This is a genomic window from Pseudarthrobacter sp. 05T312, from assembly GCF_056396685.1.
This window is the reverse complement of the sequence record NZ_JBFTLY010000004.1, coordinates 205,855-227,003: the sequence shown is the minus strand read 5'-3', so window position 1 is coordinate 227,003 and position 21,149 is coordinate 205,855. Positions and strand designations below refer to the sequence as shown.

At 67.8% G+C, this 21,149-nt stretch carries 17 protein-coding genes, 2 tRNA genes and 1 riboswitch; of the genes, 18 read left to right on the top strand and 1 reads right to left on the bottom strand.

Annotation, left to right across the window (positions count from 1 at the left end):
- The first annotated feature begins 169 nt into the window (after positions 1-169).
- From AC1DIP_RS08755 to mctP, 15 genes are all read left to right on the top strand, one after another.
- Positions 170-3,595 carry an Rne/Rng family ribonuclease gene (locus tag AC1DIP_RS08755; RefSeq protein WP_477733508.1) on the top strand — a complete coding sequence of 1,142 codons (3,426 nt, stop codon included), beginning with the start codon at positions 170-172 and terminating at the stop codon, positions 3,593-3,595.
- A gap of 159 nt (positions 3,596-3,754) precedes the next feature.
- Positions 3,755-3,852, top strand: a riboswitch (TPP riboswitch).
- A 7-nt stretch (positions 3,853-3,859) separates the two neighbouring features.
- A complete protein-coding gene (gene thiD / locus AC1DIP_RS08750) occupies positions 3,860-5,380 on the top strand; it encodes a bifunctional hydroxymethylpyrimidine kinase/phosphomethylpyrimidine kinase (protein ID WP_477733531.1) in 1,521 nt (506 codons plus the stop codon).
- Between the two features lie 262 nt (positions 5,381-5,642).
- Complete coding sequence (gene rplU / locus AC1DIP_RS08745; protein WP_003803420.1) at positions 5,643-5,951, top strand: 50S ribosomal protein L21; 309 nt, start codon at positions 5,643-5,645, stop codon at positions 5,949-5,951.
- A 61-nt stretch (positions 5,952-6,012) separates the two neighbouring features.
- Positions 6,013-6,276 carry a 50S ribosomal protein L27 gene (gene rpmA / locus AC1DIP_RS08740; RefSeq protein WP_009372867.1) on the top strand — a complete coding sequence of 88 codons (264 nt, stop codon included), beginning with the start codon at positions 6,013-6,015 and terminating at the stop codon, positions 6,274-6,276.
- Positions 6,277-6,393: 117 nt separating this feature from the next.
- Positions 6,394-7,983, top strand: coding sequence for a GTPase ObgE (obgE, locus tag AC1DIP_RS08735; protein ID WP_477733507.1), 1,590 nt, complete (start codon positions 6,394-6,396; stop codon positions 7,981-7,983).
- 4 nt (positions 7,984-7,987) lie between these two features.
- Positions 7,988-9,124, top strand: coding sequence for a glutamate 5-kinase (proB, locus tag AC1DIP_RS08730; protein ID WP_477733506.1), 1,137 nt, complete (start codon positions 7,988-7,990; stop codon positions 9,122-9,124).
- 26 nt (positions 9,125-9,150) lie between these two features.
- Entirely contained in the window at positions 9,151-10,518 is a 1,368-nt protein-coding gene (locus AC1DIP_RS08725) for a glutamate-5-semialdehyde dehydrogenase (RefSeq protein WP_477733505.1), read from the top strand.
- Between the two features lie 78 nt (positions 10,519-10,596).
- Positions 10,597-10,836, top strand: coding sequence for a hypothetical protein (locus AC1DIP_RS08720; protein WP_141160230.1), 240 nt, complete (start codon positions 10,597-10,599; stop codon positions 10,834-10,836).
- The gene (gene nadD, locus AC1DIP_RS08715) at positions 10,775-11,506 is read left to right on the top strand and encodes a nicotinate-nucleotide adenylyltransferase (protein WP_477733504.1); all 732 of its coding nucleotides are present in this window, start codon (positions 10,775-10,777) and stop codon (positions 11,504-11,506) included. The genes AC1DIP_RS08720 and nadD overlap by 62 nt, the downstream gene beginning before the upstream one ends.
- Before the next feature lie 7 nt (positions 11,507-11,513).
- Positions 11,514-12,821 (top strand): hypothetical protein, encoded by a 1,308-nt coding sequence (locus AC1DIP_RS08710; protein ID WP_477733503.1) that lies wholly within the window; start codon positions 11,514-11,516, stop codon positions 12,819-12,821.
- A gap of 42 nt (positions 12,822-12,863) precedes the next feature.
- Positions 12,864-13,265 carry a ribosome silencing factor gene (rsfS, locus tag AC1DIP_RS08705; protein WP_476211407.1) on the top strand — a complete coding sequence of 134 codons (402 nt, stop codon included), beginning with the start codon at positions 12,864-12,866 and terminating at the stop codon, positions 13,263-13,265.
- A gap of 103 nt (positions 13,266-13,368) precedes the next feature.
- Positions 13,369-13,441 (top strand) — tRNA-Ala (locus tag AC1DIP_RS08700).
- Positions 13,442-13,679: 238 nt separating this feature from the next.
- Positions 13,680-13,752: transfer RNA gene (locus AC1DIP_RS08695), tRNA-Ala, on the top strand.
- A 191-nt stretch (positions 13,753-13,943) separates the two neighbouring features.
- On the top strand, positions 13,944-14,315 hold the full coding sequence (locus tag AC1DIP_RS08690; RefSeq protein ID WP_476211406.1) for a DUF3311 domain-containing protein: 372 nt from the start codon (positions 13,944-13,946) through the stop codon (positions 14,313-14,315).
- Positions 14,312-15,988: a monocarboxylate uptake permease MctP gene (gene mctP / locus AC1DIP_RS08685; RefSeq protein WP_476211404.1), complete on the top strand. Its 1,677-nt coding sequence runs from the start codon at positions 14,312-14,314 to the stop codon at positions 15,986-15,988. Before AC1DIP_RS08690 ends, mctP begins: the two co-directional genes overlap by 4 nt.
- An 89-nt stretch (positions 15,989-16,077) precedes the next feature.
- Here the strand turns inward: mctP and AC1DIP_RS08680 are convergent, their stop codons facing one another.
- Positions 16,078-17,412, bottom strand: coding sequence for a class I SAM-dependent methyltransferase (locus tag AC1DIP_RS08680; protein ID WP_476211403.1), 1,335 nt, complete (start codon positions 17,410-17,412; stop codon positions 16,078-16,080).
- 46 nt (positions 17,413-17,458) lie between these two features.
- On the opposite strand from AC1DIP_RS08680, the gene AC1DIP_RS08675 reads away from it, so the two are divergent.
- From AC1DIP_RS08675 to AC1DIP_RS08665, 3 genes are all read left to right on the top strand, one after another.
- Complete coding sequence (locus AC1DIP_RS08675) at positions 17,459-18,541, top strand: FAD-dependent oxidoreductase (protein ID WP_477733502.1); 1,083 nt, start codon at positions 17,459-17,461, stop codon at positions 18,539-18,541.
- Between the two features lie 50 nt (positions 18,542-18,591).
- Complete coding sequence (locus AC1DIP_RS08670; protein ID WP_477733501.1) at positions 18,592-19,764, top strand: class I SAM-dependent methyltransferase; 1,173 nt, start codon at positions 18,592-18,594, stop codon at positions 19,762-19,764.
- A gap of 181 nt (positions 19,765-19,945) precedes the next feature.
- Positions 19,946-21,145: an ROK family transcriptional regulator gene (locus AC1DIP_RS08665; RefSeq protein ID WP_477733500.1), complete on the top strand. Its 1,200-nt coding sequence runs from the start codon at positions 19,946-19,948 to the stop codon at positions 21,143-21,145.
- Positions 21,146-21,149 lie beyond the last annotated feature (4 nt).

Here is a 21,149-nt window from a genome sequence, read left to right as displayed (position 1 = left end):
CAACGGGTTTTCAGAACATCCGCCGGCTCCCACGGGCTGCCGCACCCCAATGACGGTGCGAACCTGGGAGTATCCACTTGACTTCTGTCAATGCCTGCGGGTGTTGACAATATGTGCCCCAATGGGTGCCGGATGTGGCGGTACGTCAGGGGCAGGAGTGTTGCCACATATGGACAATGATCAGGAACTGGCCGTTAACGACGAAGCAGCGGCTGCTGCGCCCAAGAGGGCTCCGCGGACCCGCCGCAAAGCGGCAACAAAAACCGGGGAAGCTCCCGCGGATGCCATGACCAGCGGACCGGACGCCGCTTCGGCCCCCGGTGAAGACCCGGCCGGTCAAGAAGCCGCGGTCGAAGCAACCGCCGTGGAAGCAACCGCTGCCGAAGAAGCCGGCACCGCGCAGAAGGCCCCCGCCCGGCGAACCCGGGCCCGGAAGAAGGCCGACACCGCCGAACCGCTGCCTGCCTTCGCCGCTGACGTGGAGCCTGCTGCCGAAGTGGCGGCCGTTGACGCACCGGCCGCCATTCAGGACCCTGCCGCCGAAAGCCCTGCCGTTCCTGCCCAGGATGCAACGGCAGATCCCGAAACCAAGCCCGTCCGCCGCCGTCGGGTAGCCACCCGCAAGGCTGCCTCCCCGGTCGCCGCCCCCACAGGTGACTCCGCGGCAACGGCTGACGAAACACCTGCAGCCGCAGCCCCTGAAGCTGCCGCAGCCCCGGAAGCCGTGCTGCCGGAAGCCGCTGACCAAGTCGCGGAACAGAACGTGGAGCAGGCGAACGGATCCGCCGGGCAGGAAGCAGGTCCTGCGGTGGCAGGCGCCCCCGCACAGGAGCAGCCCACGGAAGCGCCGGCAGTGGAAGACGGCGAGGCCGCCGCTGCCGCCAGCCCCTTCGGTTCCCTCTTCCTGGAACCCGCTTCCCCCACGTCAGTACTCTTCCAGGCGCCGGACCTCAGCACTGTAGTCCGGCCCGCGGCGCCCGCAGCCGCGGAGCCCGAGGAAGAAGAATCCGAAGACGTCGAGGATTCCTCCGGCCGCCGCCGTCGCCGCAGCCGTGGCCGCAGGGGCCGCAGCCGTATCGGTGGTACGGCGGAGGAGGATAACGAGGACAGCAGTTCCGATGCTGAGGACGAGTCTGACGAAGACGCAGCCGGCCAGGTGGAAGACGGCGTGACGTCGCGCCGCCGCCGTCGCCGCCGCCGCGGGGACCAGGACCTTGAGCTCACGGGCGGCGGGGACGATGATCCGCCCAACACGGTCACCCGGGTCCGCGCGCCGCGTGCTGTCACTGAAGCGCCCGTGAGCAACCGCGTGACCAGCGTCAAGGGCTCCACCCGCCTGGAGGCCAAGAAGCAGCGCCGCCGCGAATCCCGCGACACGGGCCGGCGCCGGACTGTCATCACCGAGGCCGAGTTCCTGGCGCGCCGCGAGTCCGTGGACCGCCAGATGATCGTGCGCCAGCGCGATGACAGAATCCAGATCGGCGTCCTCGAAGACGGCGTCCTGGCCGAGCACTTCGTGTCCAAGACCCAGCAGGATTCGCTGATCGGCAACGTGTACCTCGGCAAGGTCCAGAACGTGCTGCCGTCCATGGAAGCGGCGTTCGTGGACATTGGACGCGGCCGCAACGCCGTCCTGTACGCGGGCGAGGTCAACTGGGAAGCAGTCAACCTCGAGGGCAAGCAGCGCCGCATCGAAAACGCACTGAAGTCCGGCGACACCGTGCTGGTGCAGGTCACCAAGGACCCCGTGGGCCACAAGGGTGCCCGCCTCACCAGCCAGATCTCCCTGCCCGGCCGCTACCTGGTGTACGTCCCCGGCGGTTCCATGACGGGCATCTCCCGCAAGCTGCCCGACGTCGAACGCAACCGGCTCAAGCGGATCCTCAAGGACCGGCTGCCCGAACACGCCGGCGTCATTGTCCGCACCGCTGCCGAGGGCGCTTCCGAGGAAGAGCTCACGCACGACATCAACCGGCTGCGCGCACAGTGGGAAGGCATCGAAAGCCAGTCCACGTCCACCAAGATCCTGGCCCCCGAGCTCCTTTACGGCGAACCCGACCTCACAATCAAGGTGGTCCGCGACGTCTTCAACGAAGACTTCTCCAAGCTCATCGTTTCCGGTGAGGAAGCCTGGGACACCATCGAGGCCTACGTCACCTACGTGGCGCCGGACCTCGTGGGGCGGCTCGAGAAGTGGACCAAGGACCAGGACATCTTCTCGGCCTGGCGCATCGACGAGCAGATCCACAAGGCCCTCGAACGGAAGGTCTTCCTGCCCTCCGGCGGCTCCTTGGTGATCGACCGCACCGAGGCCATGACCGTTGTGGACGTCAACACGGGCAAGTTCACCGGCAGCGGCGGCAACCTTGAGGAAACCGTCACCAAGAACAACCTCGAAGCGGCCGAGGAAGTGGTGCGCCAGCTCCGGCTTCGCGACATCGGCGGCATCATCGTGATCGACTTCATCGACATGGTGCTCGAATCCAACCGCGACCTGGTCCTGCGCCGCCTGGTGGAGTGCCTGGGCCGGGACCGGACCAAGCACCAGGTTGCCGAAGTGACCTCACTCGGCCTGGTCCAGATGACCCGCAAGCGCATGGGCACCGGCCTGCTCGAAGTGTTCGGCGAGCAGTGCGAGGCCTGCGCCGGCCGGGGCGTCGTGACCCATGACGATCCCGTGGAGCACCGCCGGGCCAACATCGTGGCGGCCGAGCACCACGTCCAGCGCACCGACAACCGGCCCGAAGCCCGGGCGGAAACGCGCCCGGAAGCGCAGCGGAACGACAACGGCCAGCCCGGTGTCCGGACCGAACGCAAGCGGCGGCGCGGACGCGGCGGCCAGCAGCCCGAGGCTGCCCCGGCACCTGCCGTGCATGTCCACACCGTCCAGCCGGACCCGTCCGACGCCGAGCGGCACGCCAAGGCGGAGGCCACCAGGCTTGCCCTCGCAAACATCGCCGCTGCCGCCCATGCAGCCCACCTGCACGACGACGAGGTGGCGGCAGCCCGGCAGGTGCCGTCCGTGGAGCCTGCGCCGGTACCCGTTGAGGAGACGCACGACGCCGATGCCCCGGCACGTCCCGCAGCCGTCCTCACGTTCGGCGGCGAGGAAGTCCCTCTTCCGTTCGTGGAGCACGCCGGGGAACAGCATCCGAAGCCTGCCCTGACGCTGGACCGGCTTGCGGAAGCATTCGCCCACCTGGGCCAGCCGGCTTCCCCCGTGGAGAACGCCCCTGCCAGGCAGGCAGAGGCCGTGCAGGCAGCAGGAGAGGTCGCGCCGGAAGGGCAGGCCGACGGCGGGACGGCAGAAGGCCGCGCCGGTGCCGCTCCTGAGGCGTCGCCTGAAAAGGACTATTCGGACCACACGCTGGAGCAGTCCCGGCAACGCCGGCCCCGGCGCCACCGGGCCGCCAGCCGTGCCCAGGGTTCCGCCAACGAGACCGCTGTCCAGCACCATGAAAACGTCCAGGCTGATGCCGGTGGGCACTCGCACGCAGCCAAGGCCCCCGAACCGGCGAAGGACCAGCCGGAACCGCGCAAGGCGGCCGAGGAACCCATCATCCTCGGCGTCGGGGTGCCTGCCTCGGAACTCTAGCCACAGGAGCGTCCAGCCAGGAATCCCCGTCCTGCGCATCGGTCCACCGGGATTTCCGGGTGGACCGTGCGGGGCGGGGATTCCTGCTGTTCCGGGGCGGTCTATTCTGCGGCGGCCGTTGTCACCCTTTTCCCCGGCTGCGGCGCACGGGCTAGGGTAGGAACCGACACGGGGTGCCGCGCAGCAGGCCGGCTGAGATCCAGACCCGTTGAACCTGTCCGGCTAGTACCGGCGAAGGGATGTCTCTTGTCTTCGACCCTTTCCATGCCCCTGCCAGCTGCCTCCTCCGTCCGCACCGGGCTGCCCACCGGCCGGGACGTCCCGCGGGTCCTGTCCATCGCCGGCTCCGACCCGTCCGGGGGCGCAGGCATCCAGGCCGACCTGAAAAGCATTGCCGCCCACGGCGGATACGGCATGGCTGCCATTACCGCCCTGACGGCACAGAACACCCGCGGCGTGCAGTCCGTCCACGTTCCTCCCGTGGCTTTCCTCGCCCAGCAGCTGGACGCGGTCAGCGATGACATCTCGATCGACGCCGTCAAGATCGGCATGCTGGGGGACGAGGCCGTGATCCGCACCGTCCGGCACTGGCTGGAGAAGGTCCGTCCCGCCGTCGTGGTCCTGGACCCGGTCATGGTGGCCACCAGCGGCGACAGGCTGCTGGAGGAGTCCGCCGAGGCCGCGCTCCGGGACCTGCTGCCCCTGGCCAACCTCATCACTCCCAACCTGCCGGAGCTTGCCATGCTGGTGGGTGCGGACCCTGCCGACAGCTGGGCGGCCGCGCTGGAGCAGGGGCGGCACCTGGCGGACGCCACCGGCGCCACCATCCTGGTCAAGGGCGGTCACCTGGCGGGTGCGGACTGCCCGGATGCGCTGGTCAATACGGCTGGCCTCCTCGCACAGGAAGTGGTGGAGGTGCCGGGAAACCGCATCAACACCCGCAACAGCCACGGCACCGGCTGTTCCCTGTCTTCCGCGATGGCCACCGTCCAGGCTCGCTTGGGCGACTGGGAGGCATCCCTCCGGACGGTCAAGCCATGGCTGGCAGGCGCCCTTGAAAACTCGGAGCAGCTCGAGGTGGGCCAGGGAAACGGGCCGGTGCACCACTTCCACCATGTGCGGCCTGCCCCCGCGGAAGGCGGCTTCGCTGCACGGCTCTGGGCAGAAGCCCAACAGGACCTCGCGGACATCTACGCCCTGGACTTCATTCACGGCCTGGCCGCCGGGGACCTTCCCGAGAAGGACTTCGCCTACTACCTGGCCCAGGATGCCCTGTACCTGAACGGATACTCCCGGGTGTTGGCCCGCGCCAGCGCCCTGGCTCCCTCGGAAGCGGAACAGCTGTTCTGGGCCGGGTCCTCGCAGCAGTGCCTGGAGGTGGAGTCGGAACTGCACCGTTCCTGGCTCAGCACCCGGCCCGCCCAGAACGGCCTCGGCCCCGTCACCAAGGCCTACGTGGACCACCTCACCGCAGCGTCGGCGTCGGGCAGCTACGCCGTCCTGGCCGCCGCCGTCCTTCCCTGCTTCTGGCTCTACGCCGAGGTGGGCGAAAAGCTGCACGGCCAGTTTGTTGCCTCCTTGGAGCCGGAGGGGCACGCCTACGCGGCCTGGCTGCGGACGTATGCCGACGAAGGATTTGCCGAAGCAACGCGCCGCGCCATCGCCATCGTGGACGCAGCTGGCCGGAAGGCCTCGGACGCCGAGCGGGAGGCCATGGTGACCGCGTTCAAGCAGTCCTGCCGCCTGGAAGTGGAATTCTTCGACGCGCCGAGGCTCCATTCCTGACTCCTGCGGGCAGCACCGCCGCTATGATGGAGTTCATGGTTGCGGTGCTGCCTGCCGGAGTGTGGTTACTACCACACCCGGGCCGCCGGAACCAGCCTCATTTGCGGCCGTAGATGGATTTAGCGTATTCTAGATCTTCGGTGCTTACGCCAACACTTGGGTTATGACCCCACGGCGTTGAGGCACAGCGGGAACCCTGACTTTTTTGAGTCGGTTCCGCACGCAAATTTTGTAATAAACGTCGAGAGAAGTGAGTTCCCAAGTGGTGTACGCGATTGTCCGCGCAGGCGGCCGCCAAGAGAAGGTTTCCGTTGGAGACTTCGTTACCCTGAACCGCGTCGCCGGTGGAGCCGGCAGCACCATCGAGCTGCCCGCACTGCTCCTGGTTGATGGTGACAAGGTCACCTCCGCCGCCGCTGACCTGGCCAAGGTAACTGTTACGGCTGAAATCCTCCAGGACCTGCGTGGTCCTAAGATTGTCATCCAGAAGTTCAAGAACAAGACCGGCTACAAGAAGCGCCAGGGTCACCGCCAGGAACTGACCAAGGTCAAGATCACCGGCATTAAGTAACCACCGGTTACTGTTCAGGTATTTCAACAGATTCCCCAGAATTTAGAGGCAGGCATTTCAGATGGCACATAAAAAGGGCGCGAGCTCCACTCGCAACGGTCGCGATTCCAACGCTCAGTACCTCGGCGTCAAGCGCTTCGGCGGCCAGGTCGTTTCCGCAGGCGAGATCATCGTCCGCCAGCGCGGCACCCACTTCCACCCCGGCGCCGGCGTTGGCCGTGGCGGTGACGACACCCTGTTCGCACTGACCCCGGGCGCCGTTGAATTCGGCACCCGCCGCGGTCGTCGCGTGGTCAACATCGTTGCTGCTGCAGCTGCAGAGTAACAACCAGTTCTGAAGCGGTGGAGCGGGCCTGAGGGTCCGCTCCACTGTTCTTTTAACAGCATTACAATCGATGTGGCGTCCCCGGGCGCCCCATAAACAGCATCTGAGGAGATCCACGTGGCCAGCTTTGTAGACCGGGTAGTACTGCATGTATCCGGCGGAACCGGCGGCCATGGTTGCGTCTCCGTCCACCGCGAGAAGTTCAAGCCCCTCGGCGGTCCCGACGGCGGGAACGGCGGCAACGGCGGCGACGTGATCCTTCGCGTGGACCACCAGACCACCACCCTCCTCGACTACCACCACGCACCGCACCGGCACGCGAGCAACGGCGGCCCCGGCATGGGCGACTGGCGCGGCGGCAAGAACGGCGAGACCCTGATCCTGCCCGTACCGGACGGCACGGTTGTCAAAACCAAGGACGGCGAAGTCCTCGCCGACCTCGTGGGAGAAGGCGCCGAGTTCGTGGCAGCCGCCGGCGGCCTGGGCGGACTCGGCAACGCTGCCCTGTCCTCACAGAAGCGCCGCGCCCCGGGCTTCGCGCTGCTCGGCATCGAAGGGGATTCCCGGGACGTCGTCTTGGAACTGAAGTCCATTGCCGATATCGCCCTGGTGGGCTTCCCGTCCGCCGGCAAGTCCAGCCTGATCGCGGCCATGTCCGCTGCGCGCCCCAAGATCGCCGACTACCCGTTCACCACCCTGGTTCCCAACCTGGGCGTGGTGCAGGCCGGCGAAGTGCGGTTCACCATCGCCGATGTTCCCGGCCTCATCGAAGGCGCCAGCGAGGGACGGGGACTGGGCCATAACTTCCTGCGCCACGTTGAGCGCTGCGCGGCCCTGGTCCACGTACTCGACTGCGGCACCCTGGAATCCGACCGTGACCCGCTCACGGACCTCGCCATCATCGAAGGTGAGCTCGAGAAGTACGCCGTCGACATGAGCTATGCCGGCCAGGACGGGGAAGTGGTTCCCCTGAACCACCGCCCGCGGCTGGTCGCGCTGAACAAGGTGGACCTGCCCGATGGCAAGGACATGGCTGAGTTCGTGCGTCCGGAACTCGAATCCCGCGGATACCGCGTCTTCGAAGTATCCGCCACGAGCCATGAAGGCCTGCGCCAGCTCGGCTTCGCCATGGCGGAGATCGTCAAGGCGGCCCGGGATGCCGTGGCTGCGGCCCCGCCCAAGGTGCAGCCGGCCGTGCTGCGGCCGCGTGCCGTCAACGAAACCGGGTTCAAGATCCGCCGCGAGGAAAAGAACCTGGAACCGCTGTTCCGCGTCCTGGGCGAAAAGCCCGTGCGCTGGGTCAAGCAAACCGACTTCACCAACGAAGAGGCCATCGGCTACCTGGCGGACCGGCTCGCCCGGCTGGGCGTTGAAACCGAACTGTTCAAGCAGGGCGCCAAGCCCGGTGACACGGTGGTCATTGGCGAGGACGACGGCGTGGTGTTCGACTGGGAGCCCACCATGATGGCAGGAGCTGAGCTCCTGGCCTCGCCGCGCGGCACCGACGTCCGGTTCGCCGATATCGGCGACCGCCCCACCCGCAGCCAGAAGCGCGAAGAGCAGCAGGAGCGCCGCGACGCCAAGGCTGCCGCCCGCGCGGAGCTCGAAGCGGAGCGGAAAGCCGGAATCTGGACCGAGTCCGTCAGCGGCCGCCGTGCCGCCCAGACCGTCAAGGAAAGCGGACTGGAAGCGGACGATGACCTCTAGGGGCATGACAGCAGTACCCGGCGTGCCTGCGGGGGACAGGAGCGCGCTGGCCGGGGCCCGCCGGATCGTGGTCAAGGTAGGCTCCTCCTCGCTGACCAGCATCAAGGGCGGCATCTCGGAGGAGTCACTGACCGCCCTCGCTGACGCCCTGGCGGCGAAACGCAATGCCGGCGCCGAGATCATCCTGGTTTCCTCAGGGGCCATCGCGGCAGGCCTTGCGCCGCTTGGCCTGGCCAAACGGCCCCGGGACCTGGCCACCCAGCAGGCCGCGGCCAGCGTGGGCCAGGGGCTTCTGATGGCCCGGTACACCCAGGCCTTCGGTGCCCACGGCGTCACCGTCAGCCAGGTCCTGCTGACGGCAGAAGACCTGATGCGGCGCAGCCAGCACACCAATGCCCTCCGCGCCATGGACCGGCTGCTGAACCTCGGGGTGGTCCCGGTAGTCAACGAAAACGACACCGTAGCCACCCACGAGATCCGCTTCGGCGACAACGACCGGCTGGCCGCCCTGGTGGCCCACCTGGTGCGCGCCGATGCGCTCGTACTGCTGTCCGACGTCGACTCCCTCTATGACGGGCCGCCCGCCCAGGGTGCCCGGCGCATTCCGCTGGTCACCGGCGCGCACGACCTCGAGGGCGTGTCCATTGGCAAGTCCGGCAAGGCCGGCGTGGGTACCGGGGGCATGATGACCAAAGTGGAGGCTGCCGGCATGGCGGCAGGATCGGGAATCCACGCCCTGGTGACGTCCACGCCCAACGCAGCCGCGGCCTTGAACGGCGAGGACGTAGGCACCTGGTTCTCCGTCAACGGCTCCCGCAAACCTGTCCGACTCCTGTGGCTGGCGCACGTTGCGTCGGTGCAGGGCCGGCTGGTCCTGGACGAGGGGGCGGTCCGCGCTGTGCGGCACCACCGCACGTCCCTCCTGCCGGCTGGCATCTCCGCGGTGCATGGCGACTTTGAAGCCGGCGACGCCGTTGAGCTGGCCGGAGCCGACGGCACCATCATTGCCCGCGGGCTGGTGAACTACTCATCCGAGGAACTGCCGCGGATGCTGGGACGGTCAACGCATGAGCTGGGCGAGGAAATGGGCAGCGGCTACAACCGTGAAGTTGTTCATGTAGACGACCTGGTGCTGGTCTGAGCTGCCACCTCGCCTAAACTTGGATCATGACTGACGCCCTGATCCACGCTGCTGAACATTCCGGACCCACCGCTGCGCAGGCGCAGCCGGGTCCCGCAGCTGAACCGGCATCGGCCCAGGCACCCCTGTCCGTCGCCGAGGTGGAGTCCGCGGTCCACGCCATCACCGACCGCGCCCGCCACGCCGCCCGCAAGATGGCCACCGCCAACCGGGCCTGGAAGGACCGTGCCCTCCGTGCGGTGGGCGCCGCCCTGCAGGAGAACGTCCCCGCCATTCTCGCCGCCAACGCCATGGACGTGCAGCGGGGCAAGGCCAACGGGACCTCCGCTGCCCTCCTGGACCGGCTCACCCTCACCGACGCCCGCGTCGCCGGACTCGTGGCGGCCCTTGAAAACCTGGCCGGCCTCCCGGACCCCGTGGGCAACGTGGTACGCGGACAGACCCTCCCCAACGGGCTTCGCCTCCGCCAGGTCAATGTGCCCATGGGGGTGGTTGCTGCCATCTACGAGGCACGGCCCAATGTCACCGTCGACATCGCAGGACTTGCCCTGAAGAGTGGCAACGCCGTCATCCTCCGCGGCGGCAGCGCGGCCGAAGCCACCAACCAGGTGCTGGTCCGCATCCTGCGCGAGGCCCTGGAATCCGTCGGGCTGCCCGCCGACGCGGTCCAGACCGTGGACCAGTACGGACGTGCGGGCGCCACCGTCCTGATGAAGGCCCGGGGCAGGGTGGATGTCCTGATTCCCCGCGGCGGCCGCGACCTGATCCAGACCGTGGTCACCAACTCTGCCGTCCCGGTGATCGAAACGGGGGAGGGAAACGTCCACATCTTCATCGATGAGTCCGCCGACGAGAACATGGCCGTAGAGATCCTGCTCAACGCCAAGACGCAGCGGCCCAGTGTCTGCAATACCGTGGAGACACTGCTGGTCCATTCCGGCTCAACGGTGCTGCCCGCCGTCGCCTCCGCCCTCCGCAGTGCCGGTGTCCGCCTCCACGTGGACGGGCGCATCAGCGCCGCACTGCCCGCCACGATCGAAACCGAACCTGCGACGGATAAGGACTGGGGAACGGAGTACATGGACCTGGACCTCGCCGTCGCGATGGTGGACAGCCTGGACGAAGCCGTCCGGCACATCCGTACCTGGTCCACCGGCCACACCGAGGCGATCCTCACCAACAACCTCGCCAACGCCGAGCGCTTCATCGCGGAGGTTGATTCGGCGGCCGTGATCGTCAACGCCTCCACCCGCTTCACCGACGGCGGCGAACTGGGCCTCGGTGCCGAGGTGGGCATCTCCACGCAGAAGCTGCATGCCCGTGGTCCCATGGGCCTGACCGAACTCACTACCACGAAGTGGATCGTCCAGGGCGAAGGCCAGGTCCGCGGGTAGCAACGCGGTAACATAGACCAGAACCCGGAAAGCAGCGGAAGGTTCCGCTGCCTGAAAATCCTTGAACAAGGGGAGAAAATGCTGCTCCAGCAGATTGCCACGTCCGTCGCCGCCGCAGGCGAATCAGGCCACGAGGAGCTCGCGCCGCTGTGGGCCGAACCGTGGGTCTTCGGCGTGTCCATGTTCGGCATCCTGGTGGTGCTGATGCTCATTGCCTGGTCCTACAACAACCTGGGCAACCGGCACGCCGCCACGGATGAGCACGCAGATCCGCACCGCCAGCACCCCAACAAGCACGATCGCGGGCAGGGCCACTAACATTTCCCACAACCTGCAACGCAATGGGGCCCGGGGGAGGCTGCGGCTGGGCGTGATGGGCGGGACCTTTGATCCCATCCACCACGGCCACCTTGTGGCGGCCAGCGAAGTCGCAGCGGAGTTCGACCTCGACGAGGTGGTCTTCGTTCCCACCGGGCAGCCATGGCAAAAGTCCCATAAACAGGTCAGCGAGCCCGAACACCGCTACCTGATGACCGTCATCGCCACGGCCTCCAATCCGCGCTTCACCGTCAGCCGTGTCGACGTCGACCGCCCCGGTCCCACATACACCATCGACACCCTGCGCGACCTCAGGGCGCAGCGCCCCGACGCCGACCTCTTCTTCATCACCGGCGCGGATGCCCTGGCGCAGATCCTGTCCTGGAAGGACATCGACGAACTCTGGTCGCTCGCCCACTTCGTTGGTGTGACCCGGCCGGGGCACGTCCTGGACGGCATGGGCCGGGACGATGTCAGCCTGCTGGAAGTGCCCGCCATGGCCATCTCGTCAACTGACTGCCGCGCCCGGGTAGCCTCCAACAGCCCGGTCTGGTACCTGGTCCCGGACGGGGTGGTCCAGTACATCGCCAAGTACGGCCTGTACTCGGACGCACCGGAAGTCGTGGATGACGCAACGTCCGAAGCACGCGAACCAGCCAGTACTGAATGAGTTCTCAATGAGTCAGGAACAGCCCCCAATCCGCAGCCGCCGGGAACTCCGGAAGGCCAGGGACGCCCAGCAGGCCAGCTCGCCTGCCACGGAGCAGCGCCCGCCAGCCGCCGACCGGCCGGCTGGCAGCGCGCCCGCGCAGGACGGCCAGGACGCTGCGCCCGGCACCGGTTCCGCCGGGGGAGCCGCCCCCGCGGTTCGCCCCCAGGCGCCGGCGGACCAGCCGGCCACTCAGCGCTCCTCCCAGATCCGCGCCCGCGACCGGGCGGCGCTGCGCACCATCAAGGAACTTGAGGAAAAGGAAGGGCAGCTTGCTGCCGGCGGGCCCCCCACCCGGCGCCAGCTGCGGCTGCAGCAGCTCAAGGAGCAGGCCCTGACGGCCGCCAACCCCATCGTTCCGGCCACCGCTGCTCCCGCCGGCAAACCGGCCGCCAAGCCCGCGACGCCAGGTACCGCCAATCCAGGTACCGCCAAGCCCGCCACGCCGGGCAAAGGCGCCAGCGGGGCAGGACAAGGCCCGGACAATCCCAACGCGGACAATCCCACGCCGGCCCCCGCCGGAGCCCCGGAGGGCATGACGGTGGAGCAGGCCCTGGAGGCGCGCGCACTCATCGCCGCGCAGGCCAGGAACCAGATTGCCAAGATGGAGCACATCGCTTCCCTGGATCCGGAAGCCGTGGATCCCGAAATCCTGGCTGAGCAGATTGCGTTGGCCGAACGGGCCGCTGTCATGAACCGCCGCGCCATGGCCCGGCAGAAACTTGCCGAGCAGGCCGGCAGCCCGGCCGGCGCCCCTGGCAGCGGTCCGGCGCAAAAAGACAACGCGGGCCCGTCTACGGCCAGCAACCTCGCAATGGTGACGCCCCTTGAGTTCGTCCAGGTTCCGGGTGTGGAGCGGCCGGTCATGAAACCGCCTGCCACCTCCCACGTTCCTGTCACCACCCGGCCCGGTACCAAGGTGCCCGGCACGAAGGTACCGGGTGCCGGGAAACGCAGGCCCGCCACACGTCCCAAGGCGCCCGCCCCGGATACGGCTACCGGCCGCTCGCAGGTCATCGCACGCGCCGAAGCGGCTGCCAAGGCCGCCAGCCGTCCAAAGCCGGTTTCGCGCCCGGAAGACCAGTCGGAGGATCTTTTCGAAGACCTTCCCAGGGTTCCCGCCCGGTCCGCCTACGGGCTCGACCCCCTGGATGCCGCAACCGCCGGGCTTACCAGGGCCCGCCGGAACCGCATTCTCCAGTTCTGCATCCTCGCGTTCGGGATCCTGGCCCTCGTCGCCGGCATCATCCTGATCGCCAGCGGCATGTCCCGCTGACCTGCCGGCCGGCACCAACACTTAACCAAAACAAGGAGTCCCGTGACTGCAACAGAATCGTCCATCGCCATAGCCCGTACGGCCGCCAAGGCCGCCGCGGACAAGATCGCCCAGGACATCGTCGCCATGGACGTGAGCGAACGTTTGGCCCTCGCCGACGTCTTCCTCATCGCCTCGGCGCCCAGCGAACGCCAGGTCAACGCCATCGTGGACGGCATCGAGGAAGAGCTCGCTAAGCAGGACCTGCGGCCCGTGCGCCGCGAGGGCCGGTCCGGCGGCCGATGGGTCCTGCTGGACTACGCCGACGTCGTGATCCATGTCCAGCACGAGGAAGACCGCGTGTTCTACGCGCTGGAGCGTCTCTGGAAGGACTGCCCCGTCGTCGACCTGCAGCTCGGTGACGACGCGTCCGCCAAGGCCGGCGCCGTTTCCGACAGCGAGTAGGGGCGAATATTCCCGATTTGGAATTTTCGGAAATGCTGTTCTAAGATATTTGAGTTGCTTCGGGGGAGACCCTGAAGAAAGCCCGCAAGGGCAGCAGCAATCCGGGGCTGTGGCGCAGCTGGTAGCGCACCTGCATGGCATGCAGGGGGTCAGGGGTTCGAGTCCCCTCAGCTCCACCGGAGAAGTCCGCCGGAACCGTTTGGTTCCGGCGGACTTTTTTGTGCCCGCATCCCGGCTGCTCCGGATTGCACCGGCGCCCGGACCTTGCACCCCCGCGTTCCCCGGTGATCTGTCCAAGCGCGGGTGCATTCAGGGCGTGGACAGCGGACGGTGACGGCCGATTGGCGTCCAGCGGAAAAGTGCATTACTCTGGTCAGGTTGCTCCGGGGAATTCGATCGGAAAAACAAAAGTACGGGGCTGTGGCGCAGCTGGTAGCGCACCTGCATGGCATGCAGGGGGTCAGGGGTTCGAGTCCCCTCAGCTCCACCGATACGGAAAGGGAACCATCACATGTGATGGTTCCCTTTTTTGTTGCCACCGGCAACCGATACTGGCCGGAAACCCTTCCGGCGCAGGTCAAAGCGCGGTACAACTGTGGTTGAGGGCACATCGTCCCGCCTCCGGACAGCTTTCATCCAAAGCGGCGGCAGCGGGACAGGCTGACGAGGAGGTCACAGATGTCCCACGCAGACGGCTACAGCCGCAACGGCGGAGCTTTTCCCGATGAACCGCGCCTGACGCGCGATACCGCCATCCGCGGACCAGCCAGGCCCGGCCCGTATATCGGCGCCGGTATCCTGCTGGCCGCCGCCATCCTGTTCCCATTGATGCCGCAGCTCTACTCCTTTGACGCACCGCGGCTGGCCGGGATGCCCTTCTTCTACTGGTACCAGCTGCTGTGGGTGCCGATCTCTGCCGTCCTGACCGGCAGCGCGTACTGGCTGGTCACCAAGGAAGACCGACGACGGCGGGCCGAGGCGCGTGCAGGTGGTCCGCCCAAGGCGGGGACTGGCACCGCCGGGGCCGGTTTGGGAGGGGACCGGCCATGAACACCCGCGAGATCAACTGGACAGCCCTGATCATTGTGGTGCTGCTGTTCGTCATCGTGGCCGTGATGGGCTTCCTCGCAGCCAGATGGCGCCGGAGTACCGACGTGGAGGGGCTGCACAGCCTGGACGAATGGGGACTCGGCGGCCGCGGCTTCGGCACCTGGATCACCTGGTTCCTCCTGGGCGGGGACCTGTACACCGCGTACACCTTCGTGGCGGTGCCGGCAGCCATGTGGGCCACCGGCGCTGTGAGCGGTTTCTTCGCGGTCCCGTACACGATCGTCCTGTATCCGATCATCTTCATCATCATGAGCCGGCTGTGGTCCGTATCCCACCGCCACGGCTACGTCACCTCGGCGGACTTCGTGGGCGGCCGCTACGGCAGCCGCTGGCTCTCCCTGGCCGTCGCCGTTACGGGCATCGTCGCCACGATGCCCTACATTGCGCTGCAGCTGGTGGGCATCAAGGCTGTGCTCACCGTCCTTGGCCTGGGGAGCTCCGGAAACGTCCTGCTGACCGACCTGCCGCTGATCCTCGCCTTCGTGGTGCTGGCCGCCTACACGTACACCTCGGGACTGCGCGCCCCGGCGATGATCGCCGTCGTCAAGGACCTCCTGATCTACCTTGCCGTGATTGTGGCCGTCATTTACCTGCCCATCAAGTTCGGCGGCTGGGACACCATTTTCGGTGCAGCCCAGGCCAAGCTCGGCGCAGTAAACCAGGCCACGGGCAAACCGGCGGGTGTCTTCGTCCCGGGCGCGGCCAACTACTCCGCCTACTGGTCGCTGGCGCTGGGCTCGGCCATGGCGCTGTTCATGTACCCGCACTCGGTGACCGCGGTGCTGGCCTCGAAGGCACGCAACACCATCCGCCGCAATGCCGCCATCCTGCCGCTGTACTCCCTGATGCTCGGCTTCCTGGCCCTGCTGGGTTTCGTGGCCATCAAGGCGGGCACCAAGCCAATCGACCTGGACGGATCCGTCAACCCGCAGCTGGTGGTCCCACAGCTGTTCCTTGACCACTTCCCGGCCTGGTTCGCCGGGATCGCACTGGCCGCCATCGCCATCGGGGCCCTGGTGCCGGCAGCGATCATGTCCATTGCCGCCGCCAACATGTTCACCCGGAACATCTACCGCGACTTCATCCGCCCGGACGTCGATCCAAAGACGGAGGCGAAGGTGTCCAAGATCGTCTCCCTGGTGGTGAAGGTGGGCGCCCTGGTTTTCGTGATCGCCATGGACCAGTCGGCAGCCATCAACATGCAGCTCCTGGGCGGCATCTGGATCCTGCAGACCTTCCCCGCAGTGGTGGCCGGGCTCTACACCCGCTGGTTCGACCGCTGGGCCCTGCTGATCGGCTGGGCCGTGGGCATCATCTTCGGTACCGTCTCCGCCTACAACGTGGTCAACCCAGTGACCAAGGCGCACTTCGGTGGCTCGGTGGCGCCCATACCCGGCACGGACTTCAGCGTCTACATCGCCGTATCGGCGTTCGCGCTGAACCTGGTGGTCGCCGCCGTGCTGACCCTGGTGATGCGGGCCCTCAAGGTCCGGACCGGCGAAGACCTTACCCGGCCCACGGACTACGCCGCCGACGAAACGGATCCTAAAGTGGTGCAGATCGAAAAGACCCAGCACTTCACCCAGCCGGGCGGACCCTCCCCGGTGGCCTAGCCGTAAAGTGGCCTGACCTCAGGGTCACCAGGCCGCCCTCCTGCCGGGTTGCGTCCCGGCAGGAGGGCGCTTCCGTCACAGCGCTTTCGTCACAGCCAGCCAGTGCGGCGCAACGGCGGTTCCTCCCCGCCCGGGCGGCGCACCAGGACCTGGTTGACTCCGGTGAGTCCGTTTTCGAATCCGATGGCGCTGGCGGCCATGTACAGACGCCACACCCTCGCGCGACCTTCTCCGGCCAGTCGCACCGCTTCCGCCCAGTTCTGCTCCAGCCGCCCGACCCACGCACGGAGAGTCAGCGCGTAGTGGGGGCGCAGTGCTTCCACGTCGAGGACTTCGAACCGTGCAGTCTCCAGGGCGGACACCATTTCGCCCAGGCTGATCATTTCGCCGTCCGGGAAGACGTAGCGGGGTATGAACGAGTCGGGATCGGGGTCGGTGGGGCCGGCGTTCCAGGAGATGGCATGGTTCAGCAGCCGGCCGCCGGGGCGGAGCAGCCCAAAGAGTGCTGCTGCGTAGGCAGGGGTCTGGGCCCGTCCCACGTGCTCGGACATGCCGATGGAGCTGATGGCGTCGTAGGGCCCGTCGTCCACGTCCCGGTAGTCCTGGACCCGGATCTCCACCCTGTCGGTGAGGCCGGCCTCGGCTGCACGCTTCCGCGCCAGGGTGGCCTGCTCCGTGGACAGCGTCACGCCCACCACTGTGGCGCCGTACTTGGCGGCAGCGTGGAGGGCGAAGCTGCCCCACCCGCAGCCAACATCGAGGACCCGTGTCCCCGGCTGGAGGCCCAGCTTGCGGCAGACAAGGTCCAGCTTGGCTTCCTGCGCCGCGTCCAGACCATTGTCCGGCCCTCCGCCGGCAGGGACGCCTTCGTCCGGCCACACAGCGCAGGAGTAGACCATGGATGGTCCCAGCACCAGGGCGTAAAAATCGTTGCCGACGTCGTAATGATGCGAGATGGCGGCCGAATCCCGTCCCCGGGAATGCATCCTGCCCTTCCTGGCGATCCGCGCCTCCTCGGGCGGCGGGGCAGGGTTGGGTCCCACAGCGCCCAGCCGGACAGCGGTGCGCAGCAGCAGCCAGACTTCGCTGGCGGAAAGCGGCCGGAACGGTCCGGGCTCGGCGAACTTCCCGGCCGAACTCAACGCTGCGAAGGCTGCGAAGACGTCACCCGGGGCGTCGATGTCACCTGCCACATACGCCCGGCTCAGGCCAAGCTGCCCCGGTGACCAGAGCATTCGTCGCAGTGCCTTCCGGGATTTGAACTCAAGAACCGGTGCGTTGGCAGGGCCTGCTTCCGAGCCGTCCCATGCCCGCAGCCGCAGCGGGACGTCGCTGGTGCCCAAAACCACCCCCAGCGCTTTCTCCAGCCTGGCGGCGTGCCCGCCCGCTCCGGTTCCGCTTTGTCCGGCATCTTCAGTGTCCATGCGCCCACCCTAAGGCCGGGCAGCCCTCCGCGACTATCATGGGGGAGTGATTCCTGACCCAACCGATGTGGTGGTCATCGGGGCCGGCCAGGCAGGCCTGTCGGCTGCGTACCACCTCCAGCGCCGCGGGCTGGGCTTCGCCGTGCTTGACGCCGAGGAAGGTCCCGGCGGCGCGTGGCGGCACCGGTGGAAGAGCCTGCGCATGGCCACCGTCAACGGGATCAGCGACCTTCCCGGAATCGCCAAACCAGATGTGGACCCCGCGGAACCAAGCTCGGAATTCCTGACCCGCTATTTCGCCGGCTACGAGGCGGAGCTGGGGCTTAACGTCCACCGGCCGGTGAAGGTGCGTGCCGTGAGGCGTGAGGACAGCAATCCGGCCGGCCGGCTGCGGATCGAAACGTCCGACGGCGACTGGAGCGCCAAGGCACTCATCAACGCCACGGGTACGTGGACCCGCCCGTTCTGGCCCATCTATCCCGGCCGTGCCTCGTTCGGCGGCAGGCAACTGCATGTGGCCGACTACGTGTCCGCGGATGAGTTCCGCGGCCTGCACGTGATCGTGGTGGGCGGCGGGATCTCTGCCGTGGGGCTGCTGGAGGAGATTTCCCGCGTCACCTCGACCAGTTGGTTCACGCGCCGGGAGCCGGTGTGGCGCGACGAGGCGTTTGATGCCAAGGCTGGCCATGACGCCGTGGCGCTCGTGGAGGAGCGCGTCCGCAAGGGGCTTCCACCGCAAAGCGTCGTTTCGGTGACGGGCCTGATCTGGACGCCTGCCCTTCGTGCGGCGAAGGAACGGGGCGCGCTGGAGCGGCAGCCCATGTTTACCGCCATTGAACCCGGGGGAGTACGCCGCGCCGACGGTACCCTGCTGAGGGCCGACGTCATCCTCTGGGCCACAGGGTTCAGGGCGGAACTGGAACACCTGGCGCCACTTCACCTGCGGGGTCCGGGCGGCGGGATCGCCATGGACGGAACCCAAGTGGCGGCCGAGCCCCGCGTGCACCTGGTCGGGTACGGCCCATCGTCGTCCACCATTGGTGCCAACCGTGCCGGACGGGCAGCAGTGGCAGCGATCCTGAAGCTGCCGGCGATGGCGACGGCGGCCGAGCCGGTAACGTGGAGGTGATGCCCCGGGTGCCGGGGACGGCAGAGGCGACAGAAGGCGGCAGCACACCGGTGGCAGCAAACACCCTGGCGGACATCTTCGACGGGCTGAGACGGCGGCCTGATGTGGAAGCCCCCAACCTGCAGGCCTGGGACGCCACCGACCGGCTCCTGCTTGAAACTGCCGTCCAGCTGGGACGGGCGGGCGGCGCCGTGGCAGTCATCGGAGACCGCTATGGAGCGCTCACTCTCGGCGCCGCCGAGGCCCTGGCCCCGGCCTCGCTGCGCGTGCACCAGGACCTCATCACCGGGGAGCGGGCCCTGCGGCTGAACGCGGCCGAACTGTCCGCCAGGCGGGAGGCTGCCGGGCTTCCGGCGGACAGCGCCGGGTCCGGTTTCGTGCAGTTGCCCCTGGGGCCCGAACTGCTGGCCGGAGCGGACACCGTCCTGCTGCAGCTCCCCAAGACCCTCGCCGAGCTTGAGGAGATCGCCGCCGCCGTTGCCAGGTACGCCGCGCCGGGCGTCCGGCTGCTTGCAGGCGGGCGGGTGAAGCACATGTCACTGGGCATGAACGCCGTCCTTGAACGGTATTTCGTGTCGGTGCAGCCGCAGCTGGCACGGCAAAAATCGCGGGTCCTCCTCGCGGCCGGTCCCAAAACCGCCGCCGCCTCCCCGCGTTTTCCGGTGGTGGAGCACCTCGTGGAACTGGACCTGGACGTTGCCGCGCACGGCGCTGTCTTCGCCGGCGCCAGGCTGGACATCGGCACGCGCTTCCTGCTGACGTTCCTGCCCGCCATGAAGCCGGCACGCCGCGCCGTCGACCTCGGATGCGGCACCGGCATCCTCGCCGCAATGTATGCCAGGCAGTTCCCGGACGCCGCGGTAACGGCTACCGACCAGTCTGCGGCCGCCGTCCAGTCCGCGCTGGCCACCGCCCGCGCCAACGGGCTGGCGGACCGGATCTCCGTGCTGCAGGACGATGCGCTCAGCACCTTTCCCGACGGGACAGTCGACGCGGTCCTGCTGAATCCGCCCTTTCATGTCGGAGCTGGAGTCCACGCCGGCGCCGGGCTGAAGATGATTGAAGCCGCCGGGCGGGTCCTGGCTCCAGGGGGCGAGCTGTGGACGGTCTACAACCGGCACCTGGCCTACCTGCCTGCCCTGGAGCGGTCCGTAGGGCCCACCGTGGTGGAGGGCCGAAACCCAAAGTTCACGGTCACCCGGAGCACCCGCAGGTCCCGCTGACCCCATCCTGCCCCTCACCGGCCACGACATCCGCCGCGCCGCTGCCCGGACATGTGGGCGGCGGCGGACGCTTGACGTACGATTCAAAGCATCACCACCGCCGGGTAGCCGAAGACGTTTAGGGGACACAGTGTCTGAGATCCGCCAATCCTCTCCGAGGCGCGGAACCAACTTGCCCAGGATGGGGGACTTCAACCTCACCGTCATCCTCGACGCAATCCGCAGGACGTCCGGCGGACTGAGCCGGGTGGAACTCGCCCAGATCGTTGGCCTGTCGCCGCAGACCATCTCGAACATATCCCGCCGCCTGCTGGACCAGAACCTGATCGTGGAAGCCGGCAAAGAGGGCAGTGGCCCCGGAAAGCCCCGCACCATCCTGCGCCTGAACCCCGGCGGCATGTACGCCCTCGGGGTCCACCTGGACCCGGCCGTGACCACATTCGTGGTGCTTGACCTCGTGGGTGCTGTGGTGCGGCACTCCCGGATCAAGACCCCGGGCGGAAACGATCCTGCCGCAGTGATCGCTACGATCGCCGCGGAACTGGCCCAGCTCGTGGAGGATTCCGGCGTGGACCAGGCCCGCGTCGCGGGACTCGGAGTGGCCGCTCCCGGTCCCATCGACCTGGACCACGGCACCGTGGTGGACCCGCCGCTGCTCCCCGGGTGGGACCGCGTGGAACTGCGGGACGCGTTGGCCAAGGCCACCGGCTACTCCGTGCTGGTGGACAAGGATGTGACAAGCGCCGCCGTCGCGGAAACGTGGGCGGGCGGCCCCAGCGGCGCCGGCAGCTTCGTGTTCATGTACATGGGGACCGGCATCGGCTGCGGGATCGTCCTCAACGATGAAGTTGTCCGGGGGACGTCAGGCAACGCCGGCGAGATCGGCCACATCATCGTGGACCCGGGCGGACCTCTTTGCGACTGCGGACAGCGCGGCTGCGTCAAATCCTCCGCCATTCCCCAGGTCCTGGTGGCGGAAGCGGTCGCCACGGGCATCCTGGAGGGCGCCCCGTCCGGAAGCGCGGCCGAAATCCAGCAAAGCTTTTCCGAGCTGTGCGCCCGTGCGTACGCAGGGGACGAAGGTGCCGCCGCCATCCTGGACAAGTCCGCTGTCCTGGTTGCCCGGGCGGTCTCCGTGGTCACGAACACCCTGGATGTTGAACGGGTGGTCTTCGGCGGCCCGTTCTGGACCTGCCTGTCGCAGCGCTACCTCGAACTGGTCCCGCCGCTGCTGGACGCCAACAGCGCCGCCCGCCTGATCCACCCGATCGAAGTGGTGGGCACGGGAGTGGGGGAGGACGTGGGCGCCATCGGCGCGGCCTCGCTGGTCCTGGAACATACGCTCGCGCCCCGCGCCCAGCGGCTCCTGCTGGAAAGCTGACGGC